The organism is Pseudomonas tremae, from assembly GCF_023278125.1.
In the GTDB taxonomy this organism is placed as follows: domain Bacteria; phylum Pseudomonadota; class Gammaproteobacteria; order Pseudomonadales; family Pseudomonadaceae; genus Aquipseudomonas; species Aquipseudomonas tremae.
Genome location: NZ_CP066270.1, coordinates 3,335,031 through 3,356,911 on the forward strand (window position 1 = coordinate 3,335,031; position 21,881 = coordinate 3,356,911).

Consider the following 21,881-nt stretch of genomic DNA (forward strand, 5'->3'; position numbering starts at 1 on the left):
AAGGCCAGGGCAAAAATGAAACGATCTGCTTTCTTCATCTCGGACGGTACCGGTATCACTGCCGAAACCCTGGGGCAAAGCCTGTTGGCACAATTTGAAAACATTACATTCAACAAGTTCACCAGGCCCTATATCGACAGCGTCGAGAAGGCGCGAGCGATGGTACAACAAATCAACAACGCCGCCGACAAGGACGATGTCCGCCCGATCATCTTCGACACCATCGTCAATCAGGACATTCGCGAGATTCTGGCGACGTCGAACGGCTTCATGATTGATATCTTCTCGACCTTTTTGGCGCCGCTGGAGCAGGAGCTTAGTTCACACTCCTCGTATTCAGTGGGCAAATCGCACTCCATCGGGCATAACTCCAATTACATGGAGCGCATCGAAGCGGTCAATTTTGCGCTGGATAACGACGATGGCGCGCGTACGCATTATTACGACAAGGCCGACATCATCCTGGTGGGCGTTTCGCGCTGCGGCAAAACCCCGACCTGCCTGTACATGGCCATGCAGTTCGGCATTCGGGCGGCCAACTATCCGTTGACCGAGGACGACATGGAGCGGCTGCAACTGCCGGCGGCGCTCAAGCAACACCGCGAAAAGCTGTTTGGCCTGACCATCGACCCGGACCGTCTTACCGCGATCCGCCATGAGCGCAAGCCCAACAGTCGTTATTCAAGCTATGCACAGTGCGAATTCGAAGTGCGCGAGGTGGAAAGCCTGTTCCGCCGCGAGAACATTGCGCACATCAACTCCACGCACTTTTCGGTGGAGGAGATTTCTGCCAAGGTACTGGTCGAAAAAGGTGTCGAGCGACGCTTCAAATAAGTCGTTCATTCCCCCGCAGGAGGCACGCGTACCCAGCCTTCCATCAGCGTTCTGGCGCTGCGGCTCATGATCGCCTTGGTGACTTTCCACTCGCTGCCAACCTGTTGCGCCTGAGCGCCGACCCGCAGCGTGCCTGACGGGTGGCCGAAACGGACCGCATCACGCGCCTCGCCACCAGCGGCCAGGTTCACCAGAGTGCCGGGGATAGCCGCCGCAGTGCCGATCGCTACCGCCGCAGTGCCCATCATCGCGTGGTGCAGTTTGCCCATCGACACGGCACGCACCAGCAGGTCGATGTCCCGCGCTGCGACAGGCTTGCCACTGGAAGAGACGTAATCGGCCGGTGCCGCGACAAAAGCCACTTTGGGCGTGTGCTGGCGCGTGCCAGCTTCATCAAGCGTGCGAATCAGGCCCATACGCAAGGCGCCGTAGGCACGAATGGTTTCCAGCCGGGCAAGCGCCAGTGGGTCGCCATTGATATCGCCTTGCAACTCGATACCGGTGTAGCCGATATCTGCGGCATTGACGAAGATGGTCGGGATGCCTGCGTTGATCAGGGTTGCCTTGAGCGTACCGACCCCAGGCACCTGCAGGTCATCGACCAGATTGCCGGTAGGGAACATCGCCCCGCCCGCGCCCTCTTCGTCCGCCGCCGGGTCGAGAAACTCAAGTTGCACCTCAGCCGCAGGGAAGGTCACGCCGTCCAGTTCGAAATCGCCGGTTTCCTGCACCTCACCCTTGCTGATCGGCACATGAGCAATAATGGTCTTGCTGATATTGGCCTGCCAGATACGCACGACAGCGATGCCGTCCTGCGGTACACGGCCAAGGTCAACCAGACCACTGGCGATGGCGAACGAACCCACAGCTGCCGATAGGTTGCCGCAATTGCCGCTCCAGTCGATGAAGGGCTGGTCGATGGAGACCTGACCAAACAGGTAGTCGACATCGTGATCAGGCTTTCTGCTGTGCGACACAATGACCGTTTTGCTGGTACTGGAAGTCGCCCCGCCCATGCCGTCGATCTGTTTTTCATAGGGGTCGGGGCTGCCGATCACCCGCAGCAACAGTGCATCACGAGCAGGACCGGGCGTTTGTGCATCTTGCGGCAGGTCGGCCAGCCTGAAGAAAACACCCTTGCTGGTGCCCCCGCGCATGTAGGTCGCAGGGATTCGGATCTGTGGTGAGTGAGGCATGAATTCGTTGTCCTGTTCGAAAAGCGCGTTGAGCGCTCAAAGTAGGACGCGTAGCGTCCAGAACTGCATGCCCACGAGGAGCATGGGCACGATAGTGTTTTTTCACGCCTATCGTTCCTCACACTCCAGCGCGGGAATGCCTTGCGTGACGCTGCGCGTCACAGATCTTGCGCTGCACTGCACATTCAAGAGCGGACGCTGCGCATGAGGGACGATCAAGCCACGGTCGTAGCCTCCAGAAAATCCTGGGCAAAACGCTGCAATACGCCGCCAGCTTCGTAGATGGAAAGCTCTTCGGCGGTGTCAAGGCGGCAGGTAACCGGCACCTCGACGCACTCACCATTCCTGCGCTGGATCACCAGCGTCAACGTCGCACGCGGCGTGCGCTGGCCGATCACGTCGTAAGTTTCGCTGCCATCGATGCCCAGTGTCAGGCGGTTGGTGCCCGGTTTGAATTCCAGTGGCAACACACCCATACCGACCAGATTGGTCCGGTGAATGCGTTCGAACCCTTCTGCTGCGATGGCCTCGACGCCCGCCAGCCTTACGCCCTTGGCGGCCCAGTCGCGGGATGAGCCCTGGCCGTAGTCGGCACCGGCAATGATGATCAGCGGTTGCTTGCGGGCCATGTAGGTTTCAATGGCCTCCCACATACGCGTGACCTGACCTTCCGGCTCGATGCGGGTCAGCGAGCCTTTTTTCACCTTGCCGTCGATCACGGCCATCTCGTTGACCAACTGCGGGTTGGCAAAGGTCGCACGCTGAGCGGTGAGATGATCGCCACGGTGGGTCGCGTAAGAGTTGAAATCCTCCTCAGGCAAGCCCATTTTCGCCAGGTATTCACCCGCTGCGCTGTCGAGCATGATCGCGTTGGACGGCGACAGGTGATCAGTGGTGATGTTGTCCGGCAGCACTGCCAGCGGGCGCATGCCTTTAAGTGTGCGCTCTCCGGCCAGCGCGCCCTCCCAATAGGGCGGACGACGAATGTATGTGCTCATCGGACGCCAGTCATACAGCGGCTCAACTTTCGGCCCGGTGTGTTCGTCGATGGCGAACATCGGGATATACACCTGGCGAAATTGTTCCGGCTTGACCGACGCCTGCACCACCGCGTCGATTTCCTCGTCGCTCGGCCAGATATCCTTGAGGCGGATCTCTTTGCTATCGGCGACACCCAGCACGTCGTTTTCTATGTCAAAACGAATGGTGCCGGCGATGGCGTAAGCCACGACCAATGGCGGAGAAGCCAGAAACGCCTGCTTGGCATAAGGGTGTATGCGCCCATCAAAGTTACGATTGCCGGACAACACCGCCGTGGCGTACAGGTCACGGTCAATGATTTCCTGCTGTATCAGAGGGTCAAGTGATCCGGACATACCGTTGCAGGTGGTGCAGGCAAATGCCACCACACCGAAACCCAACTGCTCCAGCTCGGAGGTCAGCCCGGCGGCATCCAGATACAGTGCAACGGTTTTCGAGCCGGGAGCCAGCGAGGATTTCACCCACGGTTTGCGGTTGAGCCCCAGCCGGTTGGCATTGCGCGCCAGCAGGCCCGCCGCAATCACATTGCGCGGGTTGCTGGTGTTGGTGCAACTGGTGATCGCAGCGATGATCACCGCGCCATCCGGCATCTGCCCTGGCACTTCTTCCCACTTCCCGGCAATACCCCTGGCGGCCAGATCAGCTGTGGCCACCCGCGCGTGCGGGTTGGACGGCCCGGCCATATTGCGTACCACACTGGACAGATCGAAGCTCAACACCCGCTCATATTCGACCTCGCTCAGGTTGTCCGACCAAAGCCCCGTATGCCGGGCGTAGAGTTCGACCAGCTTGACCTGCTCGTCCTCACGGCCAGTAAGGCGCAGGTAATCGATGGTTTGCGAGTCGATGGAGAACATCGCCGCTGTTGCGCCATATTCCGGCGCCATGTTGGAAATCGTAGCCCGGTCGCCAAGGGTCAGGCTCGAGGCACCAGCACCGTAGAACTCAAGGTACGCGCCGACGACCTTCTGCTGGCGCAGGTATTCGGTCAGGGCCAGCACCACATCGGTAGCGGTAATGCCCGGCTGGCGGCGGCCCGTGAGTTCAACGCCAATGATGTCCGGCAGGCGCATCCACGAGGCGCGACCAAGCATCACGTTTTCGGCCTCGAGCCCACCGACGCCGATGGCGATCACGCCCAGTGCATCGACGTGCGGCGTGTGGCTGTCAGTGCCGACCAGCGTGTCGGGGAACGCCACGCCATCAAGCACCTGCACCACCGGGGACATTTTCTCCAGGTTGATCTGGTGCATGATGCCGTTGCCCGGCGGGATCACTTCAACGTTCTTGAACGCCAGTTTGGTCCAGTCAATGAAATGAAAACGGTCTTCGTTGCGACGATCCTCGATGGCGCGGTTCTTCGCCAGCGCTTGCGGGTCGTTGCCGTCTGCCTCGACGGCCAGCGAATGATCGACGATCAGTTGAACCGGCACCACCGGGTTGACCAGCGCCGGATCACCGCCCTGGGAAGCAATCGCATCGCGCAACCCGGCGAGGTCCACCAGTGCGGTCTGGCCGAGAATGTCATGGCAGACCACTCTTGCTGGAAACCAGGGGAAATCCAGATCACGCTTGCGCTCGATAAGCTGAGTCAGTGAAGCGTTCAGCGTCGCAGGATCACAGCGGCGCACAAGGTTTTCAGCCAGCACGCGCGAGGTGTACGGCAATGTGGCATAGGCCCCGGGGCTAAGCGCTTCGACAGCCGCATGAGCGTCAAAGTAGTCCAGCCTGGTGCCAGGGAGCGGTTTGCGATATTCACTGTTCATTGCGGGGTCGCTCACGGAAAGTTCGGAATATGGGCGAGAAGCTCATCAGCGGCTCCCCTGCCCCTTTCAACGTTGTTCGATGGGTACGAAGCTGCGCTGCTCGACACCTATGTATTCGGCGCTCGGACGGATGATGCGGTTGTTCGCGCGTTGCTCGAACACGTGGGCGGCCCAGCCAGTCAGGCGTGAGCAAACGAAAATCGGGGTGAACAACTTGGTCGCAATGCCCATGAAGTGGTAGGCAGACGCATGATAGAAGTCGGCATTGGGAAACAGCTTCTTCTGCTCCCACATGACCTTGTCGATGGCCTCGGAAACCGGAAACAAAACGCTGTCGCCCACTTCGTCGGCGAGTTTTTTCGACCAGCCCTTGATCACCTCGTTGCGTGGGTCTGACTCCTTGTAGATCGCATGACCGAAGCCCATGATCTTTTCTTTGCGCTCAAGCATGCCCAACGTCCCCTGGGTGGCCTCTTCGGCTGAAGAGAAACGCTGGATCATTTCCATCGCCGCTTCGTTGGCGCCACCGTGCAGCGGACCGCGCAGTGTGCCGATGGCTGCGGTAACGCAGGAAAACAAGTCCGACAGGGTCGAGGCGCACACGCGGGCGGTGAACGTCGAGGCATTGAACTCATGCTCGGCGTACAGAATCAGCGAAACATTCATGACCTTGCGATGCAGCTCGCTAGGCGCCTTGTCCAGCAGCAGGTGCAGAAAATGCCCGCCGATGGAGTCTTCGCGAGTATTGCAATCGATGCGCTTGCCGTCGTGGCTGAAGCGGTACCAGTAACACATGATCGCCGGGAACGCGGCCAGAAGGCGGTCAGTGGCGTCCAGCTGTTGATCGAAGCTGCGCTCGGGCTCAAGCGTGCCGAGCATCGATGCACCGGTGCGCATGACGTCCATCGGATGAGTGTCGGCCGGGATGCGCTCCAGCACGTCTTTCAGAGCCTGAGGCAGATCGCGCAGCCCCTTGAGTTTGTCCAGGTAAGCGGACAGCTGGCTTTGATTAGGCAGTTCGCCATACAGCAGCAGGTAGGCGACTTCCTCGAACTGCGCCTCTGCGGCCAGCTCACGCACGTCATAGCCGCGATAAGTCAGCCCGGCGCCGGCCATGCCGACTGTAGACAAAGCCGTCTGCCCGGCAACCTGCCCGCGTAGCCCGGCGCCACTCAACACTTTTGCTTCAGCCATGGTTTTCTCCAATTTTGTTTTTCTGTACCTGGACGCTAAGCGTCACCAGATGAATCGTCAGAACTACTGTCTTCGCGAACAAGTCCGCTCCCACGGCCTTCGGCCAGCATCAAAAGCAGATTTGAGTAAGCAGCGTGTTCTGTGACAATCAGCCCTTCTTCTGCGCAAACAGCGCGTCCAGCTTTTGTTCGAATACGTGGTAGTCGATGGCGTCGTACAGCTCCATGCGGGTCTGCATGCTGTCGATCACGTTTTTCTGGCTGCCATCACGGCGAATCGCGCCGTAGACGTTTTCCGCAGCCTTGTTCATGGCACGGAATGCAGAAAGCGGATACAAAACCAGCGAAACATCGGCATCACGCAGTTCGTCGACAGTAAACAGCGGCGTCGCACCAAATTCGGTGATGTTGGCCAGAATCGGCACCGCGGCGCGATTGGCGAACTGCTTGTACATCGCCAATTCGGTGATCGCTTCCGGGAACACCATGTCCGCGCCCGCCTCGATACAGGCCGCCGCGCGCTCCAGCGCCGACTCAAGCCCTTCGACCGCCAGCGCATCGGTACGCGCCATGATCACAAAACTGTCGTCGGTGCGCGCGTCGACGGCAGCTTTGATACGGTCGACCATTTCCTGCTGCGAAACGATTTCCTTGTTCGGGCGATGCCCGCAGCGCTTGGCGCCGACCTGGTCTTCGATATGAATCGCTGCGGCGCCGGCCTTGATCATCGAGCGCACGGTTCGCGCCACATTGAAGGCCGACGAACCGAACCCGGTGTCGACATCCACCAGCAACGGCAGATCACACACGTCGGTGATGCGACGAACATCGATCAGCACGTCCTCCAGCCCGGTGATGCCCAAGTCCGGAATACCCAGCGAACCTGCCGCCACACCGCCACCGGACAGGTAAATAGCCTTGAAACCTGCCCGTTTGGCGAGCAAAGCGTGATTGGCATTGATCGCGCCGACTACTTGCAGCGGCTTCTCGCTGGCCACTGCATCGCGAAAACGCTGGCCGGGAGTGCTGTTGTTGTAACTCATTGTTGACCTCGGTCAGTTGCCTGGGAAGAAGTCGCCTGATAGTGGCGCTCGATGTTGCGTCTGGACGCCCCGATATGTCGGCGCATCAACAATTCAGCCAGTTCGCCGTCACGCTCGGCGATAGCGTCGAGAATCCGGTGATGTTCGGCAAAGGCCTGGCGAGGGCGGTTGGGCGTGGTGGAGAACTGGATACGGTACATGCGCACCAACTGGTAAAGCTCGCCACAGAGCATCTGGCTGAGGGTACGGTTGCCACTGCCCTGAATGATCCGGTAATGGAAGTCGAAATCGCCTTCCTGCTGGTAATAGCCGATACCGGCCTGAAAGGCAGCGTCGCGCTCGTGAGTGTCGAGCACGCCGCGCAGCTCATCAATCTCGTCCTGGGTCATGCGCTCGGCTGCCAGCCTGCAAGCCATGCCCTCCAGCGATTCGCGGATTTCGTAGAGTTCGATCAGTTCGGCATGGCTCAGCGCAACAACCCGGGCGCCGACGTGAGGCACCCGCACCACCAGCCTCTGCCCTTCAAGCCGATGGATGGCCTCACGCAACGGACCACGACTGATACCGTAGGTACGGGCCAGCTCCGGCTCGGAGATTTTGCTGCCGGGGGCAATCTCACCCTTGACGATAGCCGACTGGATTCGCCGAAAGACGTTCTCGGAGAGGGTTTCAGAATCGTCTTCAGCCACCGACTGCTTTTCGATCACAACCGACATTGTCGACACCTTTTCTTTTAATAGCTGCAAATCTAGCCATAAACAGCCAATCAGTCAAAGAAAACTGATTGATTGTCGACAATCCATACAGCTACCTGATAGCACGCCTCAAGAGCAACCTGAACGGACACACAGGTAGATAACTGGCGCCCCCGGGCCTTCATGCTAGAATGCGCCTCGCGTCTGCACAGCACGCTCCATGGCGGAGCGGCTGCCTGCGACCTCCCTGCCTCACTGCCATCAGGTCCATTTAGCTTGCGCCCTGACCCTGAAGTTACCTGCTCATCGCGCCAGGATTTATGAGACTGACTACCTTCTTCACATTGTTGTGCCTCTTGTCTTTGCCGGGTCTGACCCTGGCCGCCAACAAGACGGTCTATGGCCTTAACGAGTACGCCAGACTCACCGACATCGACGTCGAAGTCGCCGCCAAGCTGGACACCGGCGCCAAGACTGCCTCGCTGAGCGCCCGCGACATCAAGCATTTCAAACGCAACGGCGAGAGCTGGGTGCGCTTCTATGTGGCCACCGACCGCAAGCATGTCCACCCTGTCGAACGACCGCTTGCCCGGGTCAGCAAGATCAAACGACGCGCCGACGATCTTGACCCGGATGACGACAACCGGTTTTCCTCACGACCGGTGATCACGCTGGATATCTGCATGGGTGAAGTTTTACGCACCATAGAAGTGAACTTGACTGACCGAAGTGCATTCCAATACCCGCTTTTGATCGGCTCCGAGGCGTTGAAACGCTTCGATGCGCTGGTCGATCCAAGTCTTAAATATGCGGCAGGAAAGCCCGTCTGCGCTTCCGTCGCTCAAAACGCAGAGTAAATCCATGCGCTCTCTTACACTCCATCTGAAGATCCTGATCACTGTCCTGGTGACCCTGGGCATTGCGATCACGGCCTACCAGATACTGGCGCTCGGCATACCGGTGTCCGAAGACGAAACCGATGACCTGTGGAACATCGACGCCAAGGTCGAGTTCGTTGCCAACCCCAAGGACTCGGTAAAAATCCAGATGTTCGTGCCGCCGCTGGCCCACGACTACATCAGCCTCAACGAAAGCTTTATCTCGAACAATTACGGCGTCAGCGTCAATCGCGCTGACGGCAATCGAAAAGTCACGTGGTCCGCACGACGTGCCGCCGGCAACCAGACACTTTATTACCGACTGGTCCTGACCAAGCGCTACAGCGGCGAGAAGCCCAAGGTCAAAGGCCCGATCTTTCGCGACAGCATGACACTCGAAGGCCCTGAAAAAGTGGCGGCCGAAGCACTGCTTGCGCCGATCCGGCAACACTCGGCCGACGTGGAAACCTTCATCACCGAGGCTATCAAACGCGTCAACAACCTCAATGACGACAACGTCAAGCTGCTGCTGGCAGGCGACACCTCGGCCTCCAACAAGGCCCGCATCACCGAGTTGCTGCTGTCGATTGCCCACGTGCCAATGGAAAAAGCCCACACCATTCGCCTGCAAGCCGACCAACCACAAACGCCGGAACTCTGGCTGCGCAGCTTCAATGGCAAGGAATGGTTGTACTTCAACCCTGACACGGGTGAGGCCGGCATGCCGGAAGACCGTCTGCTGTGGTGGACTGGTGAAGAAAATCTGGTCTCCGTCGAGGGCGGCAAGAAGGTGCAGGTCACTTTCAGTCTCAACAACAGTGAGATGAATGCAATGCGTCTGGCCAAACTGACCGACGCCAGCACCGACTCGGACTTCCTCGCCTATTCGCTGTACGGCCTGCCGCTGCAGACTCAGCAGACCTTCATGGTCATGGTGATGATCCCGATCGGCGTATTGGTCATCCTGATCCTGCGCAACCTGATCGGCCTGCAGACGCTGGGGACGTTCACGCCGGTACTGATTGCCCTGGCGTTCCGCGAGACTCAGCTGGGCTTCGGGATTGTCCTGTTTACCGTGATCACGGCCCTGGGCCTGTCACTGCGCTCATACCTGGAGCACCTGAAACTGCAGATGCTCCCGCGTCTCTCGGTGGTACTGACCTTCGTTGTGGTGCTGATTGCCGCCATCAGCCTGTTCAGCCACAAGCTGGGGCTGGAACGCGGCCTGTCGGTGGCACTGTTCCCGATGGTGATTTTGACCATGACCATTGAACGCCTGTCGATCACTTGGGAAGAGCGCGGCGGCAGCCACGCCATGAAAGTTGCAATCGGCACGCTGTTCGCGGCGTCTCTTGCACACCTGATCATGAGCGTGCCGGAACTGACCTATTTCGTCTTCACCTTCCCTGCCGTGCTGCTGATTCTGGTTGGCTTCATGCTGGCCATGGGCAGATACCGTGGCTACCGACTGACCGAGCTGGTGCGCTTCAAGGCATTCCTCAAAGAGGAAAAAGCCAAGTGATGGGCTGGTGGAAGACCTGGAAAGCACTGGAAGCCCGCGGCATCATGGGCATCAATCGGCGTAATGCCGACTTTGTGCTCAAGTACAACAAGCGCAGCCTGTACCCGATAGTCGATGACAAGATCATCACCAAGGAGCGGGCCATCGCTGCGGGCATTCACGTTCCGGAGATGTACGGGGTGATTTCCACGGAAAAGGAAATCGACCGACTCGACGAGATCATCGGCGGCCACAACGACTTCGTGATAAAACCTGCCCAAGGCGCAGGCGGCGATGGCATTCTGGTTATTGCCGACCGCTTCGAGGATCGCTTTCGCACGGTTTCCGGGCGCATCATCAGCCACTCGGAAATCGAGCATCAGGTATCCAGCATCCTCACCGGCCTCTACTCGTTGGGCGGACACCGCGACCGGGCACTGATTGAATACCGGGTGGTCCCCGACTCGATCTTCAAGAGCATCAGCTATGAAGGTGTACCGGACATTCGCATCATCGTGCTGATGGGCTATCCGGTGATGGCCATGTTGCGCCTGCCGACTCGTCAATCAGGCGGCAAGGCGAATCTGCACCAGGGCGCCATCGGCGTCGGCGTCGATCTGGCCACCGGCGTGACACTGCAAGGCACGTGGCTGAACAACATCATCAGCAAGCACCCTGACACGACACACTCCGTAGACGGCGTACAACTGCCCAACTGGGACGGTTTCATGAAGCTTTCAGCCGAGTGCTACGAGCTGTGCGGCCTGGGCTATATCGGCGTCGATATGGTGCTGGATCAGGACAAGGGGCCGCTGATTCTGGAACTGAACGCACGCCCCGGCCTGAATATCCAGATCGCCAACGACACCGGCCTGACGCACCGCACCCAGGCGGTCGAAGCACGGCTGGAACAACTGGCCCTCGAAGGACGCCAGGAATCGCCTCAGGAACGGGTCGATTTTGCGCAGCAGCTGTTCGGCCATGTGCCCAACGCCTGAGTCATGCCTACGCCCGACATACTGCTAGGAGCGGCCGGACAGCAAGGCTACAATCGCCGGCCGCGCTCTCAAGACTGACGCTCGATAATGTCCACTTGCTCGATACACTCTCTACCCTACAGCGCTGACCCGGCCGTGTTTTTTTCACGCCTGCGTGAGGCGTCGGGCGCGGTACTGCTCGACAGCGGCAGACCGGTCGCCACGCGTGGCCGATATGACCTGCTCAGCGCCTGGCCAGTCGACACACTAGTGGTTGCAGAGGGTGAGACAGGCACGGCTTATCTTCAGCGGCTGCGCGACAGCCTGACTGCACTGGGAACGGCAACCCTGCCCGCAGGCTGCGAACTGCCGTTCACCGGCGGCCTGATAGGGTATCTGGGTTACGAGTTTGGTCGACGCCTCGAACCGCTGCCTGAGCAGGCCCGCAACGATCTGCAGTTGCCAGAGGCACGTCTGGGGCTCTATGCCTGGGCGTTGATCAGTGATCATCAGCGCGGCACCAGCCAACTGGTGTTTCACCCATCATTGAGCGCGAGCGAACGTGCACGTCTGATTGACCTGTTCAGCACCAGCACACTGCCGCAACGCACCCGTTTCGAGCTCGGCCAGGCGTTTCAGGCCAGCATCAGCGCAGATGACTATCGACAGGCTTTCGCGCGCATCCAGGCCTACATCCAGGCGGGCGATTGCTATCAGGTCAATTTCGCGCAGCGCTTTCAGGCGCAGTGCTCAGGCGATCCATGGGCAGCCTATTGCGCATTGCGGGCGGCTTGCCCTACCCCGTTTGCCGGTTATCTGGCATTGCCGGGAACTGACGCCATCCTGAGCCTTTCTCCTGAGCGCTTTGTCAGGGTCAGCTCACGGCAGGTGGAAACCCGCCCCATCAAAGGCACGCGGCCGCGCAGCGCCGATACTGCTCAGGACGCCGCTTTTGCCCTGGAATTGCTGGCCAGCGAGAAAGACCGCGCCGAAAACCTGATGATCGTCGACCTGCTGCGCAACGATCTAGGCCGCAGTTGCAGCATAGGTTCGGTGAAAGTCCCTGAACTGTTCAGCCTGGAAAGCTACCCCAATGTTCACCACCTGGTGAGCAGCGTGACCGGCGAACTGGCAGCCGGCAACGATGCACTGGACCTGATCGCCGGCAGCTTTCCCGGGGGCTCCATTACCGGCGCGCCGAAGATTCGTGCCATGCAGATCATCGACGAACTGGAACCGACCCGCCGCAGCCTGTACTGCGGCTCGCTGATGTATCTGGATGTTCGCGGCGAAATGGACAGCTCTATCGCCATCCGTAGCCTGCTGGTCAAAAACGGACAAATTTCCTGCTGGGGCGGCGGCGGTATCGTCGCCGATTCCGACTGCGAGGCCGAGTATCAGGAAACCTTCACCAAGGTCCGCGTGCTCATGGAGACGCTCGAAGCGCTTTGAGATCCAGCTTCTGTGGGGCGAGCCTGTTCGCGAATGCGTCGGTTCGGGCATCAGGATTTCGCGTATGCACAGTCCCTTTCGCGAACAAGCCAAGCGTCGCCCGGTTCGCGCTTGATTTACTTATGGCCGCTACAGGGCACGTTTCCCCTAAAGCAACAAATCCCGATTCGACGCCTTGATGAATTCTTTCTTCAAGTCCTCAAACGTATGCACCGCCGGGAACTGCGGGAATTCTCGGATCACGTTGTCAGGCGCGTGAAACAGGATACCCGCATCAGCTTCGCCCAGCATCGTGGTGTCGTTGTACGAATCGCCCGCTGCAATGATGCGGTAATAGAGACTCTTGAAGGCCAGTACCGACTGACGCTTCGGGTCTTTCTGGCGTAGTTTATAACTGACCACACGGTCGTTTTCATCAGTGATCAGCCGATGGCAAAGCAGCGTCGGGAACCCCAACTGACGCATCAGCGGCTGGGAGAACTCGTAGAACGTGTCCGACAGAATCACCACTTGAAAACGCTCACGCAGCCAGTCGACAAACTCTGCAGCGCCCTCCAGCGGCCTGAGGGTGCTGATCACCTCTTGAATGTCCGCCAGCTTCAGACCGTGCTCATCCAGAATACGCAGGCGTTGGCTCATCAGTACGTCATAGTCAGGGATGTCCCGAGTGGTCGCACGCAATGACTCAATGCCGGTTTTTTTGGCAAAGGCGATCCAGATTTCCGGGACCAACACACCCTCAAGGTCCAGACAGGCAATTTCCACAGCACACTCCTCAAGGGTTTTGCTATCAAACGGATAGCGGCACTCTAGTCGCTGGCACGGGCCATTGAACAGTGGATTTGTTACCATTGCCGGCATTACGAGCGCTTAAGCGCCACTCTTGAATTCAAGGAAGCCGCCTGATGAGCCAACCTTTCGACGTCGCTGAGCTGGCGACCACGTATGCCAACAAATCTGCGCAGGACATTCTGAAACTGGCTTTCGAGCACTTTGGCGACGAGCTGTGGATTTCGTTCAGCGGCGCCGAAGATGTCGTGCTGGTGGACATGGCGTGGAAACTGAACAAAAACGTCAAGGTTTTCAGTCTGGATACAGGCCGCCTGCACGCGGAAACCTATCGCTTCATCGAGCAGGTGCGTGATCACTACCAGATCGAGATCGAGATCATCTCGCCGGACCAGAGCAAGCTGGAGCCTTTCGTCAAGGAAAAGGGCCTGTTCAGTTTCTATCGGGACGGTCATGGCGAGTGCTGCGGCATTCGCAAGATCGAGCCGTTGCGCCGCAAATTGTCAGGGGTCAAGGCCTGGGCGACCGGTCAGCGCCGCGACCAGAGCCCCGGCACCCGCAGCGCCGTCGCTGCGCTGGAGATCGACAGCGCGTTCTCGACAGCCGAACGCACGCTGTACAAGTTCAACCCTTTGGCACAGATGAGCAGCGAGGAAATCTGGGGCTATATCCGTATGCTGGAGCTGCCTTACAACAGCCTGCACGAGCGCGGCTTCATAAGCATTGGCTGCGAACCCTGCACTCGCCCGGTACTGCCGAACCAGCATGAACGCGAAGGACGCTGGTGGTGGGAAGAGGCCACGCAAAAAGAATGCGGACTGCACGCAGGCAACCTGATAGCGCGCAGTTAATGTAGCGAGCAACGAGCGGCAAGCTACAAGTCAAAGCGTGAAGGCTCTGGCTTGCAGCTTGAGGCTCGAACTGCCTCTAGTGCACTGGCAGTTCGACGTTGGCAAACAGCTCTTCCATTTCCTGTTTGTTGTGGCACTGAATCGCCTTGGCCATGACCTCGCGGGTCAGGTGCGGAGCGAATTTCTCGATGAAATCGCACATGAAGCCACGCAGGAAAGTACCGCGACGGAAGGCAATCTTGGTCACGCTGGACTCGAACAGGTCGCTGGCGTCGAGCACTACCAGATCGCTGTCAACTTCTTCATCCACCGCCATTCGCGCCACAATCCCAACGCCAAGATTCAGCCTGACGTAAGTCTTGATAACGTCGGCATCTGCCGCTGTGAACACGACTTTCGGCACCAGGCCGCGGTGGCTGAATGCTTCGTCCAGCTTGGAACGGCCTGTAAAACCGAAGACGTAAGTCACTATCGGGTATTCGGCGAGCAACTCCAGCGTCAGCTTCGGCACCTTGGTCAGGGGATGCCCCTGAGGCACCACAACGCAGCGGTTCCAGCGATAGCAGGGCATCATCACCAGGTCGCTGAACTGCTCGAGCGCTTCGGTGGCGATAGCAAAATCAACCGTCCCGTCAGCCGCCATTTCGGCAATCTGCATCGGCGACCCCTGATGCATATGCAGCGCGACATCAGGGTACTGCTTGATGAAATTGCTGATAACCGGTGGCAGAGCATAACGCGCTTGCGTATGAGTGGTTGCGATCGACAGCGTGCCTTTCTTCTCGTTGGAGAATTCCTGGGCAATTTGCTTGATGCTCTCGACCTTGCGCAGGATTTCACCGGCCGTGGTGATGATTCGCTCTCCGGCTGGCGTCACGCGCGTCAGGTGCTTGCCGCTGCGGGCAAACACCTCGACGCCCAGCTCGTCTTCAAGCAGACGGATCTGCTTGCTGATCCCGGGCTGAGAGGTATAAAGGCTTTGGGCCGTCGCGGAAACGTTGAGGTCGTGGTGCGCCACTTCCCAAATGTAGCGCAATTGTTGGAGCTTCATATGTATCCCTCAAAGCAGATAAACCCGATGGGTATCAGCGACGGTATATAACTGGATTAATGGTGAGACGAATAATTCTAGAACTTTTTATCACCTTTGTAAGGTGATCGCACGCTCGATTTCATTAAAACCACCAAATGACGCTCACCCTACCCTCGCCCTTTTTTAAGCATGATTGGCACCATGTAGACGGGCACGTCGGAAAACTGCAAGACCCTGGACGCTGTTCGACCTGTCGATGCCCCCCCTTCCACCCGGCGGCTGTGGCTGCCGACTACCAGCAGGTCCACGTTCAGTTTGCGTGCCTGCTCGAGAATGATGCTGGCGGGCTCTCCCTGAATGACACGCACTGTGCGGATCAACGACAGATCAGAGTGACCCTCCCCGAGCTCCTCCCGATACCCGTCAAGCATCCGTTGCTCTATGCCCTCCAGAAACGCCTCCACACCTTTGCCGTGAAGCTCTCGCAGCGCATCCTGCCCAAGGTAAGTTTGCAGGACCGATTCGGCAAACAGCCCCAAGGGTTCGACAACATGGATAACGTACAGCCCGGCGTTGAACGTTCTTGCCAGCGCCAACGCGTGCTGCGTCACATACGGCGCAAACAGACCCAAGTCCGTGGCATACAGCATCGAACGCACCATACAACCTCCCGTACAACCAGAATGGCGGAGATTGACACAGCGTAGCAGTGCATCAGGCGCTACGACGGCAGACTGCTCGGTACCGGTTCACGTCAGTGGCTTTATTTCGTTGCTGATACCGTGCGGAACATGACCTGTGGCAACTACGTCGCGAGCTTTTTCGCAGTGCCCTGGCTGATCGTCGAAAAACACATCGGCAGCGAACGCTTCAAGGAACGCCGACTTTTGCAAGCCACCGAGAAACAGCGACTCGTCCAGCCGGATATCCCATTCACGCAACGTACGGATCACTCGCTCGTGCGCAGGGGCCGATCGCGCAGTGACCAGCGCCGTACGAATCGGACAGCTTGCATCGGGAAATTCGCGCTGGAGCTTGTTTAGCGCAGCAAGAAACGGCTTGAACGGCCCGCCGCGCAAGGGCTCGCGGGCAGATTCACGTTCGCTGGCCTGAAAAGCGGCCAACCCGCCATTTTGATAGACCCGTTCCGACTCGTCGGAAAACAACACCGCATCGCCATCGAATGCGATACGCAGTTCGCCACTGGCGGCACGCCGCGCACCGCCGGACAGAATAGTCGCGGCGGCGAAACCGGCGTCCAGCGCGCTGCGCACATCTTCGGCGTGGGTCGACAGAAACAGATGGCAACCGAACGCCGCCAGATAAGGGTAAGGACTGCGCCCGCCAGCGAAAGCTGCGCGGCTGATATCGAGCCCGTAATGCTGAATCGAATTGAATACCCGCAGGCCGGTGTCGGCACTGTTGCGCGAGACCAGAACCACTTCGACCCGCGCCCTGCCCAGGCTGACGTTGAGGTTCAACAGTTTTTCTACCAGAGCAAAAGCATCGCCCTGCTCGAGGATGCCGTCCTCGTGCTCAATCTGATACTTGCGATAGGCCTCAATGCCATCCGCCATGTACACCGCGTGGCTGTCACGCAGGTCGAACAGCGCTCTGGATGAAATGGCCAGTACCAGTTTATCGTCATCAGTCTCGATCATTACTCACTCCTCGCCTGATCGACGGTTGTCGCGATCAACAAATGCCAACGCCTGGTAAAGCGCCCGGACACGGACCATGTCAAAGCCGGCTGCAAGCGCGGCCGCCAGAGGCCGGGCATAAATGGCTTCCAGCTCTAACGGACGCCGTTCGACACGATCGTGGTACATGCTTGGCCTGTAGTCGGGCATGGTTTCAGTGACCGAAAGCAGGTGCTGCGCGAACCCGGCAGGCAACACATGACCGCACGCCTCGGCGCCCAGCACCACTTCGTCCATCAATGCACGGATCAGCGCCTGACTGTCGGGGTCGCTCATCAAGTGGCCAGTCCCTGCCTGCAACAGAGCCGACAGCCCGTTGTAGGGCACATTCCAGACCAGTTTCTGCCAGCGGGCCTGGTGCAGATCGGCCATTACCGGAGCGTCGATCCCGGCAGCAACGAACAAGGCCGCGCACGCTTCGACGATGGCCAGACGGCTAGCCTCGTCGACGGCAGGGCCGCTGTGGTAACCGACACTGACCGCGCCGAACGCCTGATGGGTGATGACACCCGGGGAGGCCCGATGCAGGCAAACGAAACACAGCCCGCCCAACAGGTGCAAGCCGTCAGGCAGCACCGCGCGCAGTTGATCTTCAACGGCGAGGCCGTTTTGCAACAGCAACACGCCCGCATTCGGTGCTGCAACTTGCCGGATGATCGGACCCAGCTCGGCATTACCGGTGCTCTTGGTGCCAATCAGCAACCAGTCACAACGCGGCATGTCGGCGGCCGAGCGATAAGCCTGGACAGGCTGCAGGTGCAAATCGCCATGTACCGCGCTACTGACCCGCAAACCATTGGACACCACCGCCTCAAACTCGCTGCGCAGCAGGAAATGCACGTCAAAGCCGGCGCGTGCCAGCATCAGCCCGTAAAATCCACCGATGGCACCGGTACCGATAATGCCGACCCGTGGCCGATGGGGAATGACACTCATAAGGACTCCCTTGGCTGTCCGGATATTTCTGGCCGTACACTATCCTTCTCGGCGGATTGTCTTGCAATACGAAGACACAACCCGGCTGGCAGCCTGCGAACCCGTGCGATACCTCGTTTACTTATTGTCGAACAACGCGATAACGCGCTAAGGTTCGGCTCCCCGCTGCGCTCAAACCTGCTGGGCACCGCCGCACGGGGGACCGTTGGCGGCCAGTACCCGCGACCTGATGAGTAACACGATGGCTGATTTACCGATTAATGACCTCAACGTTGCGTCCAATGAGACCCTGATCACCCCGGATCAGCTCAAGCGCGACATCCCGCTGACCGATGCTGCCCTGCGCACCGTCAGTCAGGGCCGTGAAGTGATTCGCAATATTCTCGACGGCAACGATCACCGTCTGTTCATTGTGATCGGCCCCTGCTCGATCCATGACCTGAAGGCCGCCAAGGAATATGCCGAGCGCCTGAAGACACTGGCTGCGGAAGTTTCCGACACACTGTATCTGGTCATGCGCGTCTACTTCGAGAAGCCGCGCACCACGGTCGGCTGGAAAGGCCTGATCAACGATCCTTATCTGGATGATTCTTTCAAGATTCAGGACGGCCTGCACATTGGTCGCCAGTTGCTGCTGGACCTGGCTGAAATGGGTCTGCCGACGGCCACCGAAGCGCTTGACCCGATCTCTCCGCAATATCTGCAAGACCTGATCAGTTGGTCCGCCATTGGCGCACGCACCACTGAATCACAGACGCACCGCGAGATGGCTTCCGGCCTGTCTTCGGCAGTCGGCTTCAAGAACGGCACCGATGGCGGCCTGACCGTTGCCATCAACGCCTTGCAGTCGGTTTCCAGCCCGCATCGCTTCCTCGGCATCAACCAGGAAGGCGGCGTGTCGATTGTGACCACCAAGGGCAATGCCTATGGCCACGTCGTACTGCGCGGCGGCAATGGCAAGCCCAACTATGATTCGGTCAGCGTCGCACTCTGCGAACAGGCCCTGAACAAATCCGGCATTCGTCCGAACATCATGGTCGACTGCAGCCACGCCAACTCGAACAAGGACCCGGCGCTGCAGCCTCTGGTCATGGAGAACGTCGCCAACCAGATCCTGGAAGGCAACGAATCGATCATCGGCCTGATGGTCGAGAGCCACCTGAATTGGGGCTGTCAGTCGATCCCGAAAAACCTGTCGGAATTGCAATACGGCGTGTCCATTACCGACGCGTGCATCGACTGGGAAAGCACTGAGAAAACCTTGCGTAGCATGCATGCGAAACTCAAGGGTGTATTGCCTGCGCGCAAGCGAAAGTGATCTGACAGGTCGGTATTCAGCGAGCAGATACGCAGTGACGAAAACGCCGGGCAAATGCCCGGCGTTTTTCATGGTGACAGTCATTCGATCAGGTCAGAGCTTGGCAGCCTGCGACTGAAGGTCATGGAGTTCCATATAACGCTCCACATACGAGCAGGACGGTATGACGGAATAACCCATGCTGTCTGCGTAGTCGAGCGCCTCTTTGGTGAGGGCAGCCGCAATTCCACGCCCGCGCAAGGCATCGGGTACGAAGGTCCGGTAGAAATCGAGGGTCTGCTTCCCGAGATCCATGTAGGTCAGGTAGGCACGATGGCCGTCGATAATAATTTCGAAATGATGGCCGATTTCGTCATGGTGGATGGACAGCGCCTCGCTCATCGTTACTCCTAGCGGGTCTTGGAATTGGACCCCTACCTTACCGGTCTTTTTCAGGCGAAGGAACATCCACGCCACCAGTGTCTGTTCATGACACCGAAAACAACATTGCCGATCTCGACAAACAGCACCCTGAGATAGTAGGCGCCATTGTTGAATATGCTCAAGCGCAGCAAGCGTAAATACACGTAAATATTTCAGCCTGTCGACCAGCCGTATGGCGCGGCAACGCATGATCAGTGACCCGAATGCAAAAGCAGGATGCTCGCGGGCCCGCACTTGCCGCCTTCCAGTGGATAGTTTTTGTACAGAATGCGCGAGAAGTAACGCAGAACACTTTCAAAGCAGCTAAATTTAGCAGCTTCTTGCGCTGGGTCCGTTTACTTACTACAAACAATGGGTACTATGTACGCCGGTCGTTTTCTCATTTTCGAGAGATGACTAATTTGAAAAAATTCCTTTAAGGTGAACACGATGAACAACGTTCTGAAATTCTCTGCTCTGGCTCTGGCCGCAGTTCTGGCTACCGGTTGCAGCAGCGTATCCAAAGAAACCGAAGCTCGTCTGACAGCTACCGAAGACGCAGCAGCTCGTTCGCAAGCACGTGCCGACGAAGCCTACCGCAAGGCTGACGAAGCTATGGCTGCTGCTCAAAAAGCTCAGCAAACTGCTGACGAAGCCAACGAGCGCGCTCTGCGCATGTTGGACAAAGCTAGCCGCAAGTAATAATCCTCCGGGATTATTGAAAGCCGATCCGGCAACGGGTCGGCTTTTTTTATGTTCTTTTGATTCTCGTTCCCACGCTGCGCGTGGTAATGCATTTCGTGACGCCCTGCGTCAGCAGGGTTCTGACGACGAATATCGTGCCAACGCTCCGCGCAGGCACGAGAATCACGCGGAACTTCACGAGACGGAATGACGACGCTTTACTGAAAAATTACCGGCTCTTCAGCACTCAAAGGCGCTTTACCCGGTTCTGCGATTTCCACCGGCATGCCATCTTCAGCGGCCACCACATCACGCACCAGATCCCAGTTCATGCGCAGGTTGTTGCCCAGATCGTCACGTTTGAGCAGCGCATTGATGACCGCCGTGTGTTTGTCGACCACTGACGGGTTACCCTGGTCATCGACCGGCGTGTGCGCTTCAAGGTAAACCTTGCCGCCGCTGAGGCCGAATTTGTAAGGCTCGCTGATGATGCGCACAGTGGTGCCAACAGGGGCCATGTCGGCCAGTTCAAGCACGTTGTTATTGTACATGCGGAAGCAGCCATGACTGGTGCGCATGCCAATGCCAAACTTCTTGTTCGAGCCGTGAATCAGATAGCCGGACATCCCCAGGCCGAACTTGAATGGCCCAAGCGGGTTGTCAGGACCGGCGGGCACGACGTCTGGCAACGGGTCGCCGTCAGCGGCATGTTCGGCCTTGATCGATGCAGGCGGCGTCCAGGTAGGGTTCGGCGTCTTGGCAATGACCTTGGTCACACCGATAGGCGAGCCCCAGCCTTCACGCCCTACCCCGAGTGGATAGGTGTGCACCACATTCTGCCCCTTGGGGTAGTAATACATGCGGTACTCGGCCAGGTTGATCACGATCCCTTCACGCGGGCCCGGTGGCAGGATGAAACGGGTCGGCAGCACGATGTCCTTGCCCGCGCCTGGCAACCACGGATCGACGCCAGGGTTGGCGGCGATCATTTCCAGATAGCCCAGATCATATTTCGTGCCCAGATCGGCGAAGGTATCTTCGTATTTGGCCTTGATGACCTGCACCTGGCCCACGATGTCCTCGCCAGGCGGCGGCAACGGGAACTCCAGAGCATGGACAGAGCTCACCGCGCACAGAGCAGCAAGTGACAGACAGCGGGTAACGGCTGGAATGCGCGACAACATCCGGGAAGATCCTTCGGTTCTACAAGGTAAATACAAAAAATGAAGTGTACACCTGGACTTGCCGGATCGGGGATATCCGGATCCGGCCATTGCGCTACGCCGACAGCTAGAGTTCAGGCCAGATAGGGTTCATCCCTCTGCGCTGCGCATCAATGATGGCCTTGCACAAGGGGCACAGTCGCTCGTCGCGCATGACCTGCAGCTCGACCGGAGACATTTGCGGCCGGGCAGGCAACAACGTGCCACATAACGTTCGGTCGATTGAGCCGCCCAGCTCAAGTTGGCGCGCGATCAGATGCACCCGCACTTCCTGGCAGGCGAACAGATCCAGCTGTTCATGAGGTTCAAGCATTTGATAGGCGTACAGGGACCAGGCGGGACGCGGCATGGGGGGCTCCAGATCGGGGG

At 58.6% G+C, this 21,881-nt stretch carries 21 protein-coding genes; 8 read left to right on the forward strand and 13 right to left on the reverse strand.

Annotated features, from left to right (window positions below; genetic code table 11):
- Nucleotides 1-15 precede the first annotated feature (15 nt).
- Nucleotides 16-834: a posphoenolpyruvate synthetase regulatory kinase/phosphorylase PpsR gene (gene ppsR, locus I9H09_RS15255; RefSeq protein WP_003347114.1), complete on the forward strand. Its 819-nt coding sequence runs from the start codon at nucleotides 16-18 to the stop codon at nucleotides 832-834.
- Nucleotides 835-839: 5 nt separating this feature from the next.
- Here ppsR and prpF read toward each other — a convergent pair whose 3' ends face one another.
- The 5 genes from prpF to I9H09_RS15280 form a co-directional block, all read right to left on the reverse strand.
- Nucleotides 840-2,030: a 2-methylaconitate cis-trans isomerase PrpF gene (prpF, locus tag I9H09_RS15260; RefSeq protein ID WP_122311420.1), complete on the reverse strand. Its 1,191-nt coding sequence runs from the start codon at nucleotides 2,028-2,030 to the stop codon at nucleotides 840-842.
- A 215-nt stretch (nucleotides 2,031-2,245) separates the two neighbouring features.
- A complete protein-coding gene (acnD, locus tag I9H09_RS15265) occupies nucleotides 2,246-4,837 on the reverse strand; it encodes a Fe/S-dependent 2-methylisocitrate dehydratase AcnD (RefSeq protein WP_122346454.1) in 2,592 nt (863 codons plus the stop codon).
- Nucleotides 4,838-4,903: 66 nt separating this feature from the next.
- Entirely contained in the window at nucleotides 4,904-6,031 is a 1,128-nt protein-coding gene (gene prpC, locus I9H09_RS15270) for a bifunctional 2-methylcitrate synthase/citrate synthase (RefSeq protein ID WP_053481101.1), read from the reverse strand.
- Between the two features lie 148 nt (nucleotides 6,032-6,179).
- The gene (prpB, locus tag I9H09_RS15275; protein WP_005897448.1) at nucleotides 6,180-7,073 is read right to left on the reverse strand and encodes a methylisocitrate lyase; all 894 of its coding nucleotides are present in this window, start codon (nucleotides 7,071-7,073) and stop codon (nucleotides 6,180-6,182) included.
- On the reverse strand, nucleotides 7,070-7,789 hold the full coding sequence (locus tag I9H09_RS15280; RefSeq protein WP_024669773.1) for a GntR family transcriptional regulator: 720 nt from the start codon (nucleotides 7,787-7,789) through the stop codon (nucleotides 7,070-7,072). Before I9H09_RS15280 ends, prpB begins: the two co-directional genes overlap by 4 nt.
- A 299-nt stretch (nucleotides 7,790-8,088) precedes the next feature.
- Here I9H09_RS15280 and rloA point away from each other — a divergent pair, with 299 nt between their 5' ends.
- From rloA to pabB, 4 genes are all read left to right on the forward strand, one after another.
- Nucleotides 8,089-8,625: a retropepsin-like aspartic peptidase RloA gene (gene rloA / locus I9H09_RS15285; RefSeq protein WP_024669772.1), complete on the forward strand. Its 537-nt coding sequence runs from the start codon at nucleotides 8,089-8,091 to the stop codon at nucleotides 8,623-8,625.
- 4 nt (nucleotides 8,626-8,629) lie between these two features.
- On the forward strand, nucleotides 8,630-10,168 hold the full coding sequence (gene rloB / locus I9H09_RS15290; protein WP_055002548.1) for an osmotic stress tolerance membrane protein RloB: 1,539 nt from the start codon (nucleotides 8,630-8,632) through the stop codon (nucleotides 10,166-10,168).
- Nucleotides 10,168-11,145: an alpha-L-glutamate ligase-like protein gene (locus I9H09_RS15295; RefSeq protein WP_162010131.1), complete on the forward strand. Its 978-nt coding sequence runs from the start codon at nucleotides 10,168-10,170 to the stop codon at nucleotides 11,143-11,145. The genes rloB and I9H09_RS15295 overlap by 1 nt, the downstream gene beginning before the upstream one ends.
- An 87-nt stretch (nucleotides 11,146-11,232) precedes the next feature.
- The gene (gene pabB / locus I9H09_RS15300; protein ID WP_055002550.1) at nucleotides 11,233-12,576 is read left to right on the forward strand and encodes an aminodeoxychorismate synthase component I; all 1,344 of its coding nucleotides are present in this window, start codon (nucleotides 11,233-11,235) and stop codon (nucleotides 12,574-12,576) included.
- 147 nt (nucleotides 12,577-12,723) lie between these two features.
- On the opposite strand, the gene thrH is transcribed toward pabB, so the two are convergent.
- On the reverse strand, nucleotides 12,724-13,341 hold the full coding sequence (gene thrH, locus I9H09_RS15305; protein ID WP_122346456.1) for a bifunctional phosphoserine phosphatase/homoserine phosphotransferase ThrH: 618 nt from the start codon (nucleotides 13,339-13,341) through the stop codon (nucleotides 12,724-12,726).
- Nucleotides 13,342-13,481: 140 nt separating this feature from the next.
- Between thrH and I9H09_RS15310 the strand changes: the two genes are divergently transcribed.
- Nucleotides 13,482-14,216: a phosphoadenylyl-sulfate reductase gene (locus tag I9H09_RS15310; RefSeq protein ID WP_024691030.1), complete on the forward strand. Its 735-nt coding sequence runs from the start codon at nucleotides 13,482-13,484 to the stop codon at nucleotides 14,214-14,216.
- A 76-nt stretch (nucleotides 14,217-14,292) separates the two neighbouring features.
- Here I9H09_RS15310 and cysB read toward each other — a convergent pair whose 3' ends face one another.
- The 4 genes from cysB to I9H09_RS15330 all read right to left on the reverse strand — a co-directional run bounded on the left by cysB (nucleotide 14,293) and on the right by I9H09_RS15330 (nucleotide 17,885).
- Nucleotides 14,293-15,267 (reverse strand): HTH-type transcriptional regulator CysB, encoded by a 975-nt coding sequence (cysB, locus tag I9H09_RS15315; protein WP_003382487.1) that lies wholly within the window; start codon nucleotides 15,265-15,267, stop codon nucleotides 14,293-14,295.
- Between the two features lie 149 nt (nucleotides 15,268-15,416).
- Nucleotides 15,417-15,911 carry a universal stress protein gene (locus I9H09_RS15320; RefSeq protein WP_005897434.1) on the reverse strand — a complete coding sequence of 165 codons (495 nt, stop codon included), beginning with the start codon at nucleotides 15,909-15,911 and terminating at the stop codon, nucleotides 15,417-15,419.
- Between the two features lie 87 nt (nucleotides 15,912-15,998).
- Complete coding sequence (locus tag I9H09_RS15325) at nucleotides 15,999-16,910, reverse strand: 5'-nucleotidase (RefSeq protein WP_054990010.1); 912 nt, start codon at nucleotides 16,908-16,910, stop codon at nucleotides 15,999-16,001.
- 3 nt (nucleotides 16,911-16,913) lie between these two features.
- Nucleotides 16,914-17,885 (reverse strand): putative 2-dehydropantoate 2-reductase, encoded by a 972-nt coding sequence (locus I9H09_RS15330; RefSeq protein ID WP_122311414.1) that lies wholly within the window; start codon nucleotides 17,883-17,885, stop codon nucleotides 16,914-16,916.
- Nucleotides 17,886-18,126: 241 nt separating this feature from the next.
- On the opposite strand from I9H09_RS15330, the gene I9H09_RS15335 reads away from it, so the two are divergent.
- Complete coding sequence (locus tag I9H09_RS15335; RefSeq protein ID WP_122324209.1) at nucleotides 18,127-19,203, forward strand: 3-deoxy-7-phosphoheptulonate synthase; 1,077 nt, start codon at nucleotides 18,127-18,129, stop codon at nucleotides 19,201-19,203.
- A 93-nt stretch (nucleotides 19,204-19,296) separates the two neighbouring features.
- Here I9H09_RS15335 and I9H09_RS15340 read toward each other — a convergent pair whose 3' ends face one another.
- Nucleotides 19,297-19,584: a GNAT family N-acetyltransferase gene (locus I9H09_RS15340; protein WP_024669766.1), complete on the reverse strand. Its 288-nt coding sequence runs from the start codon at nucleotides 19,582-19,584 to the stop codon at nucleotides 19,297-19,299.
- 471 nt (nucleotides 19,585-20,055) lie between these two features.
- Between I9H09_RS15340 and I9H09_RS15345 the strand changes: the two genes are divergently transcribed.
- Nucleotides 20,056-20,307, forward strand: a complete 252-nt coding sequence (locus I9H09_RS15345) for an Lpp/OprI family alanine-zipper lipoprotein (RefSeq protein WP_003347084.1) — start codon at nucleotides 20,056-20,058, stop codon at nucleotides 20,305-20,307.
- Nucleotides 20,308-20,507: 200 nt separating this feature from the next.
- Here I9H09_RS15345 and I9H09_RS15350 read toward each other — a convergent pair whose 3' ends face one another.
- Together I9H09_RS15350 and I9H09_RS15355 are read right to left on the reverse strand one after the other, a co-directional pair.
- A complete protein-coding gene (locus I9H09_RS15350; RefSeq protein ID WP_122346458.1) occupies nucleotides 20,508-21,473 on the reverse strand; it encodes a L,D-transpeptidase family protein in 966 nt (321 codons plus the stop codon).
- Nucleotides 21,474-21,579: 106 nt separating this feature from the next.
- On the reverse strand, nucleotides 21,580-21,861 hold the full coding sequence (locus tag I9H09_RS15355; protein ID WP_005897419.1) for a hypothetical protein: 282 nt from the start codon (nucleotides 21,859-21,861) through the stop codon (nucleotides 21,580-21,582).
- Between the last annotated feature and the right edge of the window lie 20 nt (nucleotides 21,862-21,881).